Source organism: Roseibium sp. (assembly GCF_039982295.1).
Classification (GTDB): domain Bacteria; phylum Pseudomonadota; class Alphaproteobacteria; order Rhizobiales; family Stappiaceae; genus Roseibium.
Map to the genome: position 1 here is coordinate 1 of NZ_JBDWYP010000092.1, position 13,495 is coordinate 13,495.

Here is a 13,495-nt window from a genome sequence, read left to right on the forward strand (position 1 = left end):
CGGCACCAGCTATACTGCGACGCTGACACCTGTTGCGGATGGGCGGGTTGCTTTGTCGGTAGCGGCTGGCACATTCAGCGACGCCGTTGGAAATACGAACACTGCTGCCTCAAACGAGGTAACGTCGACCTATGACACCACCGCCCCAACAGTCAGCATCTCGACCTCCACGAAAAGTGTGACCGGGCCGGAGACGGTCAGTATATCCGTCACCTTTTCCGAAGATGTCACCGGGTTTGAAATGAGCGATTTCACCGTGGCCAACGGTGCAGTCACGAACTTGCAGGGCAGCGGGGCGGATTATGTCGCAAGGGTTGCCGCAACGGGGCGAGGAGATCTGGAAGTCTCCATCCCGGCGGGCGCCGCATCAGACCCGTCTGGAAATGCCAATACTGCTTCGAACACACTTTCCATTGCCAATGAAATTGTCGAGCAAACGCAGAAAATTATTGCGCAATTCATGCAGACAAGGGCAAGCCAACTGCTTTCCAGCCAGCCAGACCTTACCGGGTTCCTGTCTGGAGGCACTCAAGGCTCCTTTGACTTCGCCATGACAAGCCTGAATGGCACATTCGACTTCGCAAGTCAGCCCGGCTCAGATAGTGGCCTCTGGACAAGACTAAACGGGTCTTGGACCCGGGAGGATACTGCAAAGTCGCAGTATGTTTTCGGAGCAATCGGCCACCATTTCAGGGTATCTTCCACGCTGCTGATTGGCGGAATGGTCGAGTTCGACTATCTGAGCCAGACTGATGAGGCTGCGCGGATAAATGGTTACGGCTGGCTTGCCGGTCCCTATGCCGTTGCCCGCCTGCCCGACCAGCCCCTGTTCCTGGAAGGGCGGCTGCTCTACGGACAGACATCAAACGACATCTCTCCTTTGGGCACCTATACGGACAGTTTCGAGACCGAGCGCATCCTGGCGCAGCTCAAGGTCTCTGGTGAGATAGGCTTTGAAAGAACGCTCGTCACGCCGTCAGTTAAACTATCCTACACGAGCGACGATCAGGAGGCTTATAGCGACAGCTTTGGCAATGTCATTCCGGAACAGGGGCTTCAATTGTTCCAGGGCGAACTTGGCCTCGATGTCAGGCATCAGGTCGGTTTGCCGACGGACAGCGCAAGTCTGGAACTGATGGGAGGATTTTCAATGATTGGCTCCTCGACCCAAGGCTCCGGCAATGCCGCACTGGTCGTGCCGACGTATGACGGCGGGCGCGCCAAGGTCATGATGGGCGCCAATTACATCTTGTCAAACGGCGGCGACTTTCTGCTGGACGCCTACTATGATGGCATCGGGGTCCAGGATTATGAAAGCTACGGCCTTCAGCTCGGCTTCAAGCTGGCATTCTGATGGCGCTGCAAACAGGTTTCACCTGACGTGAAATCTGGAGCTCTACGCCGCGCAATTTCCAGATGGTCAAGTACCAAGCAGTCACCGCAGCTTTGGTCGAAATCACCATGGGTGCGAACACTGCGACGACCATCGTGGACCTGGCTGAAACACGGTGTACGGCTCGGCATGAGGTCGTCTGCCTGCTGCATTTGAAACCGAAGCATCCCTGTCCCGGCGGGGATGCGTTTTTGTATCTAAGCAACGAGGTCAGCCGAGCCTTAAATGAGGTTTGGCCTCAGGGCGCAAAACCATTGTTTTCGCTTTGTCGGAAAAGCTGAAATCTAGGCATTGAACTCAATCAAAACGTCAGAGTCCTGAGGGAATTAAGTCAATGAAGATAGGTTTTGTGGGGCTGGGCAACGTTGGTGGAAAACTCAGCGGCAGCCTTTTGCGCAATGGTGTGGATCTCACGGTCCACGATCTCAATCCGGCCCTGGTTCAGGAATTTGTCGGTCGAGGCGCCAAAGCGGCCGAAAGTGCCGCCCAGCTGATGCGTGATTGTGACGCGGTGATCACATGCCTTCCCTCACCTGCCGCCTCCGACGCTGTCATGCAGGAAATGTTGCCGTTCGTCACCGAGGGCAAGATCTGGATGGAAATGTCCACCACGGACCAGGAAGAAGTCCAGCGTCTGGGCGCTTTGGTGATTGAGCGCGGCGGTGCGGCGGTTGATTGCCCAGTATCTGGCGGCTGTCACCGCGCGGACACCGGCAACATCGCGATTTTCGCTGGCTGCGACCGGGCGACTTTCGAACAGATCCTGCCGACACTCACCCTGATGGGGCGGCGGATCCTGCACACCGGTGATCTTGGGACCGCGTCTGTCTTGAAGGTCGTGACCAACTATCTGGCCACCGCTCACCTGCTTGCAAGCTGTGAAGCACTGATCACCTGCAAGGCTGCCGGGATGGATCTCAACACCGCCTATGAGGCGATCCGTATTTCCTCGGGCAACAGCTTCTCTCACGAGACAGAGAGCCAGGTGATCCTGAACGGATCGCGCGACATCTCTTTCACCATGGACTTGGTGAAGAAGGACATCGGCCTGTTCCAGAGCGTTGCTGATCGCGCGGGCGTTGCCCTCGACATCAATCCGGTGATGATCGACATCTTCAACGACGGGATCGAGCGCTACGGCGAACGGGAACTGTCCCCCAACATCATCCGCCGCCTTGAAGACGCAACCGGACTACAGGTCCTTGCACCGGGCTTCCCGGCGGAAATGACCGACGACGAGCCGGAAGAGCCTGGCTACGAAGTGGTTCCGAAGGGCCGCTGACGCGGCCCTTCTCGGCATCAATTCGCGAAGGGCGGGCGAACCTTGAGTTCCTGGTAATCCTCGAGCCCGAAAAGACCGCCCTCGCGACCGTTTCCGGAGCGTTTGAAGCCACCAAACGGTGATCCATAGTCCGCATTGCGGCCATTAATGTGGATACCGCCTGCGCGCAGGCGGCGCACCACCCGTTCTGCCCGTTCCGGGTCGCCGGTCTGGATATAGGCTGCCAGTCCGTATTCCGTGTCATTTGCCATGCGAATGGCGTCCTCTTCGGTGTCGAAGGGCATGATCACCAGAACCGGACCAAAGATTTCTTCGCGGACAATGCGCATCTCGGGCGACACATCGACGAAGATCGTCGGCTTGACGAACCACCCATCCTCAAGTCCTTCAGGTTTGCCAAGCCCACCAACAAGAACGCGGGCGCCTTCATCGATCCCGCTCTGGATCATGGCTTGAACGCGGTCATACTGGATCTTGTCGAACAATGGGCCGATATGGTCGCCTTCCTTCGACGGCAGACCAACTTCCTGGGCCTGTCCGGCCGCTTCTGCCAGAGCGATCGCTTCGTCGTAACAAGAGCGTTCGACGAGCATACGCGTCGGCGCATCACAGGACTGGCCCGTGTTGTAGAAGCATGTCGCAACGCCTTCAGCAACACGCGCAAGCAGGTCGCTGTCGGCAAAGACGAGGTTCGGTGATTTTCCGCCCAGCTCCAGGGTCACGCGCTTGACTGTTGCCGCAGCATCCTTGCTGACCAATGCACCTGCGCGCGTCGAGCCTGTGAAGGACATCATGTTCAGGTCTGGATGTTGGGACATGGCCGCGCCGACAGTTGGGCCATCGCCGTGAACCAGGTTGAAAACACCGGCCGGATAACCGGCTTCATGAACGATTTCGGCATAAATCGTGGCGGAAAGCGGTGTGTGTTCCGACGGCTTGAGGACACAGGTCGCGCCTGCTGCCAAAGCCGGGATAACCTTCAGGGCAATCTGGTTGATCGGCCAGTTCCAGGGCGTGATCAGCCCGCAAGGTCCAATCGGCTCGCGAGTCAGAATATCGCCGTTCGGCAGGGTCTCGCGCTCTTCCTGGCTCTTCAGGGCCGCAATGAAACCTTCAAGGTGACCGGCACCACAATCTGCCTGGGATTCGCGCGACATCGTGATCGGTGCGCCCATTTCCGAGGTGATCGCCTGAGCCAGATCTTCCATGCGAGCCCGCGTCACGTCAAGAAGCCGCTCCAGAAGCGCAAGCCGTTCGGCCTTGCTGGTCAGCGAGAATGTCTCGAAGGCACGCTTTGCGGCAGCAACTGCGCGCTGAACATCTTCTTCATTGCCAAGTGTCAGGGTGCCGATCTGGCTGTTGGTTGCCGGGTTCATGATCGGCATTGTTGCGGTTGAGGCCGGTTCGACCCAAGCCCCGTCCATATAAAACCTGTTCAGAGTCTTCATGTGTTTTCCTTTTGTATCTCGTCTTAACGGCGTCAAGGCACGACTTGTTCCTGTGCCATCCCGAGATGCAGCTCGGTGCCTGTATAGGGATTTGCGGCGATCACATCGTCGTTCAACTCGACACCCAAACCGGGCTCCGTGGGCGGAATGATGTATCCGTCTTCCCACTGGATTTTTGATGACAAGACAGACATGTAGGCGCCGTCGAAGGTTCCAATGCTTTCCAGGATCAGGAAGTTGGGGCTGCACGTTGCAATCTGGATGTTGGCCGCGGCAACGACAGGCCCGCAATACAGGTGAGGTGCAATCTGCGCCTGCCGCGTTTCAGCCATTGAGGCAATCTTCTTGGCTTCCAGAATGCCGCCGACACGCCCCAGATTCATCTGGAGGATAGACGCGGCACCCGCTTCAAGAACCCGCGCGAATTCATGCTTGGTGCAAAGACGCTCACCTGCCGCGATGGGAATCGCCGTGTAGCCCGCAATTTCCGCCATATCAGACGGGTTTTCTGGGGTCGTCGGCTCTTCGAACCAGAGCGGGTCATATTTCTCCAGCCGCCGCGCCATGCGCTTTGCGCCGGAAACCGTGAACTGGCCATGGGTGCCGAACAAAAGGTCTGCCTTGGTTCCGACAGCTTCCCGGATGCGTTTGCAAAATTGTTCGCTGAGCTCAAGGTCTTCAAGACGCGGCTGATGACCGTCATAGACTGAATATGGGCCTGCCGGATCGAATTTGACCGCCGTGAAGCCTTTGCGAACCATCTCGACAGCGACCTCGGCGGCCAGGTCCGCGTCGTTGTAGACATTCGGTTTGTCCGGATCGGGGTAAACATCCCCTTCTGGCGGATAGAGATACGTGTAGCTGCGCAGCTTGTCGTGGACCTTGCCACCTAGAAGCTCGTAGACTGGCTTGTTCGCCGCCTTGCCGACGATATCCCAACAGGCCATCTCGAGCCCGCTCAGAACACCCATGACCGTCACATCAGGTCTCTGGGTAAACCCCGCGCCATAAGTGCGTCGCCAGAGCTTCTCGATATGATGGGGATCATTGCCCGCAAACTGACGCTCGAAAACATCCTCGGCCATCGCCGCACAAAGATCGGGTCCGAAGGTCGCGTTGTAAATCTCGCCAAGGCCGGAAATGCCGCAAGCCGTTGTCAGCCGAACGAAAATGAAATAGCGGCCTCCATGGCGTGGCGGCGGGTTGCCGACAACGAAGGTTTCGATTTTTTCCAGTTTCATGGCGTTTCCAGTTTGGGTTGTCAGGCTTGGCGTGAGTGCGCTGCCTGATCTTCCAGAATTAGATCTGCGGCCCTCATGGCCAGCATGATCGTGGGGGCATTGGTGTTACCCGAGGTCACATTTGGAAAGGCCGACGCGTCCACAACGCGGAGCCCCTGCGTGCCATGAACCTTGAGCCGCGCGTCAAGCACCGATTCACCCGCGTCATGCCCCATCCGGCAGGTGCAGGTCGGATGAAAATTGGTCAGGGCACGTTCACGAAAATTCTCAAGCAGGGCTGTATCGTCCATCTTTGAAATATCCGGTTCCTTCGCAGACTGCGTAACCCGTGTGATGGCCGGCGCACTAGCTAGCACCTGCAGCAGGCGTCCTGCTCGAACAGCGTCTTCACGATCAAATTCCGTCGAAAGCGAATTGGGCTGGATCCGCGGAGCAACCCCCGGATCGTTTGAGCGAATGGTGACCTCTCCCCGGCTCGTTGGCCGGCATGGCTGAACACATAGTATAAAACCGGATTCCCTGTCGACCTGAGGAACGCCGCTGGCGCGTGTAGAGCTCGAAACCGGATTGCAGTAGATCTGCATGTCGGGAGCACCCTGACTTTCATCCGAGCGAATGAAGCCACCGACCTGATTGGTCGGGACGCTCAACGGGCCGTTTCGGGTCAACAGATATTGCAAGCCAACCATCATGCGGCCGAACGGTGTCCCAAGTCGGTCATTCAGGGTCGGCCTGTTTGCGGCAAAATGGTGGGTGATGGCCAGATGGTCCTGCATCCCCTTTCCGACCTGCCCAAGGTTTTGAACCACATCGATCCCATGTGTTTTCAGGAGATCGGCTGGCCCCAGGCCGGAGAGCTGAAGCAGCTGAGGCGAGTTCACGGCGCCCGCGCTGACGATCACTTCGCCCTTGCAGGTTGCGACATGTCGCTGATCTCCAATGCGGTACTGGACACCGGTTGCCCGTGTTCCCGAAAACGTCAGCTTCTCGACCAGAGCATTTTTGAGGAGCTGAACGTTCCCGCGCTTCAGTGCCGGCCGTAAAAAAGCATCAGCGGCGGAGCGCCGGAGACCATTGCGCACCGTGCTGCGGTAATAAGACAGGCCCTCGCAGCTACCTTCGTTCATGTCGTCAGGCGTTTTCCAACCAAGGTCTCTGGCAGCATTCAAGAACGTCTCTGAAAAGGGATGCATTCGAGTGCTGAGATCGGAAACCCGCAGTGGCCCTTCACCTCGGGCACGTCCGTTTTCCCAATGGTGTTCGACGCGTTCATAGGTCTGCCTGACGGTGTCCCAACCCCAGCCGTTTGCTCCGGCAGTTTCCCAGTCGTCAAAGTCTTGCTTGAGGCCGCGTACATAGGCCATCGCATTGATCGAGCTCGATCCGCCAACGACTTTGCCCCGGGGCCAATAGGCTTCGCGACCGTTTATGCCCGCATCCGCCTCGGCGGTGTAGCACCAGTTCACTTTCGGGTCCGAGAAGGTGAAGCCATAGCCAAGTGGAACCTTGATCCAGAACCTGGCATCCGAACCGCCAGCCTCGATCACGAGGACCCTTGTCCCCGGAGATCTGCTCAGTCGATCAGCCAGAACACACCCGGCGGAACCGGCCCCCACGACGATGTAGTCGAATTCCATGATCGTCCTGCTGACACCAAGTTTCTATAAACGTCCTTGACGGCAGAAGGCAAAATTAGACACCCAAACACAAACAATGCTTTTGACTACTGAGGCCATAAATATTTTAAAGCTAAGACAGCACGGGTCTGGATGGCCCCATGAGGATGAATTGGCATGTCACAGCTCCCGCACGTTACCTGGCTCCGAGCCTTCGAGTCGGCCGCCCGCAACAGCAGCTTCTCGTCGGCGGCAGAGGAATTGAACCTGACGCCCGCGGCTGTCAGTCAACAAATCAAACTGTTGGAGCAGCACCTTGGCGCGCCGCTCTTTCGGCGCATGGCACGCGGCGTAGCGCTGACCGACATGGGACACGCCTACGCTCAGCCGATCCGCAAGGCCTTTTCGGAGATGCAAGACGCCACAAGCGAATTGTTCACCTCCAACGCCAAGCGAACGGTGCACGTACGCGCCTCGATCAGCTATGCCGCGCTTGTGCTCGCCCCCCTCCTGAAGGGTTTCCAGGCCGCGCATCCCGACATCGATATCCGGCTCACGACCGCTGTCTGGACGGACCGTATCGAGGACGATGCCATCGATGTTGAAATCCGGTTTGGCCACGGCGACTGGGCTGAGCAGGACATTCGGCATTTGGGTCACAGGTTCGCACAGCTGGTCTGCCATCCCGATTTTGCAACATCGTTTTCCGACAATCTGTCCTTCGAGACGCTCGCTGCCCACGCGGTGCAAATCATCGGTTCCGAATCTGACTGGAGCCTGATGGCGAGGCATTTCGGGCTCGAAGGCTTGCCGGAAATCGGCGGCACGAAAGTCGACTCATCGGTGATCGCGCTTCAGATGGTTGCGGCAGGTTCCGGCGCTGCAATCGTGTCGGAAAGCTTCATCGAGAACTACGTCGCCCAAGGCGTTCTCGTTGCTCCCTTCGACCACAGAATTCCCCTGTCACGCAACTTTTTCATGGTCGTTGACGACAACGCGCAAAAGCGTCGGGAGGTCCTCCAGTTCTGCGACTGGTTGGCCGAGCAGCATCGTGAGAAAGCCATCTGAAGCCGCCTCCACAACTCTATGGTCATATCACCAAGTCGAGGGCTCCATAGGTAGCCCTTTGATGCAGGTAACCCTTATCAATGCGTTTCACGTCGCATTCCATAGATTTATGTTTTCAGATCTGCGCAGGTATTCCTACTGATACAGTTTCCTTCAAGTCATTCAGACGTCATTATCTCCTGGTCATAATTGACATCGATCAATTTTCGATATCCATTACTGAGCAACTATAAAGTGCGGGAATTAAGATTATCGAATTTTGACTGAAGACAAACCCGCTTGGCGTCACCTGGGAGGGATGCTTCATGAGTAAGTTTCAATTTCCGTCTGCCTTCACGGTCCTTTTTGCCCTTATTGTTCTCGTTGCGGCCGCAACATGGATCATTCCCGCCGGCGAGTATGAGCGAACCTTCAGTGAAAGCCTTGGACGGGATGTCCCGGTTCCTGGCACCTACCACACCGTGGAAGGCGACCAGCAGGGCGTCATCGACGTCTTCATGGCTCCGATAGCAGGCCTCTACAATCCGGAAACAGGCGAAGCAAACGCCATTGATGTTGCCGTCTTCGTCCTGATCATTGGCGGATTCTTGATGGTCGTGACCCATACGGGCGCGATAGACGCAGGCATCGCGAAGGTCATGATCGCCCTGCAAGGCCGGGAAAAGTGGATGATCCCGATCCTCATGGCCTTTTTCGCGGCAGGCGGCACAATCTACGGCATGGCTGAAGAGTCCCTCGCCTTTTACGCCCTGATCATTCCGGTGATGATCCGTGCCGGTTACGACAGCCTTACAGGCGTCGCAATCATCATGCTCGGCGCGGGCATCGGCACACTTGGCTCTACCATCAACCCCTTTGCGACAGTCATTGCGGCCAATGCTGCGGACATCGCCTTCACCGACGGCATTGCTGCACGCGCGATCATCCTTGTTCTGGGCTGGTTGACCTGCGTGTTCTGGGTGATGCGCTACGCAGAGGCGGTCAAGGCGGATCCGTCTCACTCCCTTGTCGCAGACATGCGCGAAAAGAACCGCGCCCATTTTCTCAAGAGCGGCGATGACGAAGGCCTGCTGGAGTTTACAACCACACACAAGATCGTCCTGACGATCTTCGTGCTGAGCTTTGCACTTCTGATCTACGGCGTTTCCGTGCTCGGCTGGTGGATGGGCGAGATGTCTGCCCTGTTCCTGGCGGCTGCGATCCTTGTCGGCTTCGTGGCGCGTATGGGCGAACATGAGTTCGTCGACACCTTCATCGACGGTGCGAAAGACCTGCTGGGCGTCGCCCTGATCATCGGTGTGGCGCGCGGCATCGTGGTCGTGATGGATGCTGGCAAGATCACCGACACGATCCTTTTCTGGTCGGAACAGGCGGTCAACGGCCTCGGGACCATTGCCTTCATCAATGTGATGTTCTGGCTTGAGGTTGCGCTTTCGTTCTTCGTGCCCTCGTCCTCCGGTCTCGCCGTCCTGACCATGCCGATCATGGCGCCGCTGGCAGATTTCTCCAATGTCGCTCGCGATGTGGTGGTGACAGCCTATCAATCGGCCAATGGCCTGGTGAACCTGATCAACCCGACCTTCGCGGTGGTCATGGGCGGCCTCGCCATCGGGCGTGTGCCTTACGACAAATGGTTGCGCTTCACCTGGCCCCTGCTCGCGATCCTCGCGGTGATGATCATGATCGTTCTCAGCGTAAGCGCCTGAGAGCGGATCTGAGACCTTGTCTGACGAACGATCAAACGCACCGGCAATTGAAACTCATGAGTGATCGATGAACCAGCCAATCGGCATGCAAACATCTCCGAGCAGCGACGAGACCGCACGCCGACGGCCCGGTCAACTCGGCTTGTTTGCCTGTATTGCACTGGTGGTCGGCAACATGATTGGCTCCGGCATCTTCCTGTTGCCGGCGGCACTGGCACCCTTTGGCGCAATTTCCGTCGCAGGTTGGGTGCTGACCTCGTGCGGCGCGATTGCTTTGGCCCTGATCTTTGGCCGTCTGGCGCGACTGACCAGCCGGCCCGGCGGTCCCTATGCCTACACACGGGAAGCCTTCGGCGACTTTGCCGGGTTCCTGATTGCCTGGGGCTACTGGATCGCGCTGTGGTCCGGGAATGCGGCCGTGGCCGTCGCCTTTGTCGGATACATCGGCTACGTGGTGCCAGCCATCGGCGAGAACAACCTCTATGGTCTGGGCGTCGCTCTGACGGCCATCTGGTTCCTGACGATGATAAACATTCGCGGGATCGAGGGTGCCGGCTTCGTTCAGGTGCTGACAACGGTCTTGAAGGTCCTGCCGCTGCTGGCGCTCGGCATTCTGGGGTGGGCGTGGCTGGACACAAGCCATTTCACCCCCGTCAACACGTCGGCACTGCCTGACTATGCCGCTGTTTCCGCGACAGCTGCCCTGACCCTTTGGGCCTACCTCGGACTGGAATCAGCGACTGTGCCGTCCGGCAACGTCTACCGGCCGGAAGTCACGATCCCGCGGGCGACCATTATCGGCGTTCTGTTTGCTGCTGCGATCTATATCTCCGTCACAGTGGTCGCCATAGGCGTTCTTCCCAAGGACCTTCTGGCCGCCTCCTCTGCACCGCTGGCCGATGTGGCGATGGCAATGTGGGGACCCGTTGGCGGTGTATTAATTGCGCTGGGCGCAATCATCTCGACATTCGGCACCTTGAACGGCTTCACGCTCTTGTCCGGACAGGTGCCCTATGGCGCTGCGCTCGACCGGGTCTTTCCAGAAGAATTTGCCAGCGTCAGCGATCGCGGAACGCCCGCCAACGCTCTTGTGGTTTCGAACCTTCTGGCGAGCGGCCTCGTAATCATGAATTTTTCCAAGGGACTGGTGGAAGCCTTCACCTTCATCATCCTGCTTGCGACCATGGCAAGTCTGGTTCCCTATGCGTTTTGCGCCGTCGCCGAGATCATGATCCGGGTCGCGCGCGGACACAGTCTGAACGATCCCGGTCTGGCCGGCATCGTCGGACTGGGCGCGGTCGGTTTTCTTTATTCCATCTGGGCGGTCTACGGCTCGGGCGCGGATGTCGTGTTTTTCGGCTTTCTGCTGCTCCTAGCCGGTGTCCCGGTCCACGCCTTGATCCGCTGGCGACAAGCGCGCAACGACGCATCTGCCAGCTCGCACAATCCTGCCATTGGAGGTTGATATGACGGCGCTCGGTGTACATTCGGAAATCGGCAAGCTCAGAAAGGTCATGGTCTCCCGGCCGTCTCTGGCTCATGAACGCCTGACCCCCGGGAACTGTCACGACCTGCTCTTCGATGATGTGCTCTGGGTTCACAAGGCGCGTGTCGATCACGACGATTTCCGGCTGAAGATGAAAGCCCATGATGTCGAGGTGTACGACATCCAGGATCTTCTGGCCGAAATGCTCGACAAGGTTCCCGAAGGCCGTCGTTTCGTGCTGGATCGGCGGATCACCGACAATCTGGTCGGCCCCGGGTTTGCCCGCGGCATGCGCCCATGGCTGGACGAACTGCCGGGCGAAAAGCTGGCCCGACTGCTGATGGGCGGTATTACGCTTTACGATCTTCCGCAGGAAATGCAGACGCCCCTGGCAAAGCAGGCCATCGCATCGACCGAGTTCCTCCTGGATCCGATTCCGAATGCCCTGTTTCAACGTGATTCATCGTGCTGGATGTACGGTGGTGTCACGGTCAATCCGATGTTCTGGCCGGCGCGCAAGCCCGAAACGCTCTATCAACGTGCGGTCTACAAATTCCATCCAATGTTCGCAGACGAGGACTTCCAGATCTGGTGGGGTGACAGCGACGAGGACTTCGGCCACGCCAGCATGGAAGGCGGCGACGTCATGCCAATCGGCAATGGGGTCGTCCTGATCGGCATGGGCGAACGCACGACGCGACAGGCCGTGCAACAAGTTGCAGAAAATCTCTTTGCCAAGAAAGGCGCTGAACGGGTGATCGCCTGCGCCATGCCAAAGAGCCGCGCGGCCATGCACCTTGACACGGTGTTCTCCTGCCTTGATCACGACAAGGTCACGGCTTTCCGCGAGGTGGTCGACGAAATCACCTGTTACAGCCTGCGCCCCGGGGATGACAAACAGGCCGTTGATGTAAGGTGCGAAGAAGCGCATCTGTTTGATGTCTACAAGGAAGCGTTGGGCCTTGATGACCTTCATGTCATCGGCACAGGCGGCAACGAGTTCCAGGCCGAACGCGAGCAGTGGGACGACGGCAACAATGTGGTTGCGCTCGCCCCTGGAGTGGTCGTCGGCTACGACCGCAACACACATACCAACACACTTTTGCGCAAGGCAGGCATCGAGGTCATCACGATCTCCGGTTCCGAGCTTGGCCGCGGCCGTGGCGGCGGACATTGCATGACCTGCCCCATCGCGCGCGATCCCGCATATTGATTTTCAGACAAGGCTTTCAAAAAGCCAACGGAGGATAAAATGGCGTTCAATCTCAAAGGTCGCAGTTACCTCAAGATCCTCGATTTTTCCCAGAGGGAGATGCTTTACCTGCTGGATCTTGCAAGGGATCTGAAGCGGGCGAAATACTCCGGCTCCGAGCAGGCGGTTCTGAATGGCAAGAACATCTGCCTTATCTTTGAAAAGACCTCGACACGCACGCGCTGCGCCTTCGAGGTCGCGGCCCACGATCAGGGCGCGCACATCACCTATCTGGACCCGTCGGGATCCCAGATCGGCCACAAGGAGTCCATGAAGGACACGGCCCGTGTTCTCGGACGCATGTTCGACGGCATCGAGTTTCGCGGCTCCGGCCAGAAGATGGTCGAGGAGTTGGCAGAGTTCAGTGGTGTTCCGATATACAACGGACTGACGGACGATTGGCACCCGACCCAGATGCTGGCCGACATGCTGACAATGGTCGAACACGCGGACAAGCCGCGTACACAGATTTCCTACGCCTACATGGGCGATGCGCGCTCCAACATGGGCCATTCGCTGATGATGCTCGGAGCGATCATGGGCTGCGATGTGCGCATCGTCGCGCCCAAGGAGAACTGGCCAACCGAGGACCTGATCAAGACCGCTCGGGAAACAGCAGACACCTACGGCGCCCGACTGACAATCACCGAAGACGTTGCCGAGGGCACCAAGGGCGTTGATTTCATCCACACGGATGTCTGGGTTTCCATGGGCGAACCGGCCGATGTTTGGGAAACCCGGATCAAGCTTCTGTCACCCTATCAGGTCAACATGGATGTCATGAAAGGCACCGGCAACCCCAACGTCAAGTTCATGCACTGCCTGCCCGCTTTCCATAATCGGGATACAAAGGTCGGCGAGGACATTTTCCAGAAGTTCGGAATTTCCGAGATGGAAGTGACTGAGGAAGTGTTTGAATCGCACATGAATGTCGCATTCGAGCAGGCTGAAAACCGGATGCACACAATCAAGGCCATTCTGGTCGCGACCCTGGGGAATTGAC

Annotated in this window: 10 protein-coding genes; 7 read left to right on the forward strand and 3 right to left on the reverse strand. The window is 57.9% G+C overall.

Translation table 11 applies throughout. The annotated features are described in order from the left end of the window. A partial coding sequence (locus tag ABJZ52_RS20255) for an Ig-like domain-containing protein (RefSeq protein WP_348190553.1) occupies window positions 1-1,354 on the forward strand: 1,354 nt, incomplete at its 5' end. Window positions 1,355-1,727: 373 nt separating this feature from the next. Then, complete coding sequence (locus ABJZ52_RS20260; protein WP_348190556.1) at window positions 1,728-2,675, forward strand: NAD(P)-dependent oxidoreductase; 948 nt, start codon at window positions 1,728-1,730, stop codon at window positions 2,673-2,675. Window positions 2,676-2,692: 17 nt separating this feature from the next. On the opposite strand, the gene ABJZ52_RS20265 is transcribed toward ABJZ52_RS20260, so the two are convergent. From ABJZ52_RS20265 to ABJZ52_RS20275, 3 genes are read right to left on the reverse strand one after another with little or no spacing between them, the layout of a single operon-like run. Further along, a complete protein-coding gene (locus ABJZ52_RS20265; protein ID WP_348190558.1) occupies window positions 2,693-4,123 on the reverse strand; it encodes an aldehyde dehydrogenase family protein in 1,431 nt (476 codons plus the stop codon). A 32-nt stretch (window positions 4,124-4,155) separates the two neighbouring features. Then, window positions 4,156-5,364, reverse strand: a complete 1,209-nt coding sequence (locus ABJZ52_RS20270) for a mandelate racemase/muconate lactonizing enzyme family protein (protein ID WP_348190561.1) — start codon at window positions 5,362-5,364, stop codon at window positions 4,156-4,158. A 20-nt stretch (window positions 5,365-5,384) separates the two neighbouring features. Beyond that, window positions 5,385-7,001: a GMC family oxidoreductase N-terminal domain-containing protein gene (locus ABJZ52_RS20275; protein ID WP_348190564.1), complete on the reverse strand. Its 1,617-nt coding sequence runs from the start codon at window positions 6,999-7,001 to the stop codon at window positions 5,385-5,387. Window positions 7,002-7,157: 156 nt separating this feature from the next. On the opposite strand from ABJZ52_RS20275, the gene ABJZ52_RS20280 reads away from it, so the two are divergent. The 5 genes from ABJZ52_RS20280 (at window position 7,158) to argF (ending at window position 13,494) form a co-directional block, all read left to right on the forward strand. Then, entirely contained in the window at window positions 7,158-8,048 is an 891-nt protein-coding gene (locus ABJZ52_RS20280) for a LysR substrate-binding domain-containing protein (RefSeq protein ID WP_348190567.1), read from the forward strand. A gap of 305 nt (window positions 8,049-8,353) precedes the next feature. Then, window positions 8,354-9,754 (forward strand): YfcC family protein, encoded by a 1,401-nt coding sequence (locus ABJZ52_RS20285; protein ID WP_348190570.1) that lies wholly within the window; start codon window positions 8,354-8,356, stop codon window positions 9,752-9,754. 67 nt (window positions 9,755-9,821) lie between these two features. Continuing rightward, entirely contained in the window at window positions 9,822-11,219 is a 1,398-nt protein-coding gene (locus ABJZ52_RS20290) for an amino acid permease (RefSeq protein WP_348190573.1), read from the forward strand. A 1-nt stretch (window position 11,220) separates the two neighbouring features. Continuing rightward, window positions 11,221-12,453: an arginine deiminase gene (gene arcA, locus ABJZ52_RS20295; RefSeq protein ID WP_348190576.1), complete on the forward strand. Its 1,233-nt coding sequence runs from the start codon at window positions 11,221-11,223 to the stop codon at window positions 12,451-12,453. Between the two features lie 39 nt (window positions 12,454-12,492). Further along, window positions 12,493-13,494, forward strand: coding sequence for an ornithine carbamoyltransferase (argF, locus tag ABJZ52_RS20300; RefSeq protein ID WP_348190580.1), 1,002 nt, complete (start codon window positions 12,493-12,495; stop codon window positions 13,492-13,494). Window position 13,495 lies beyond the last annotated feature (1 nt).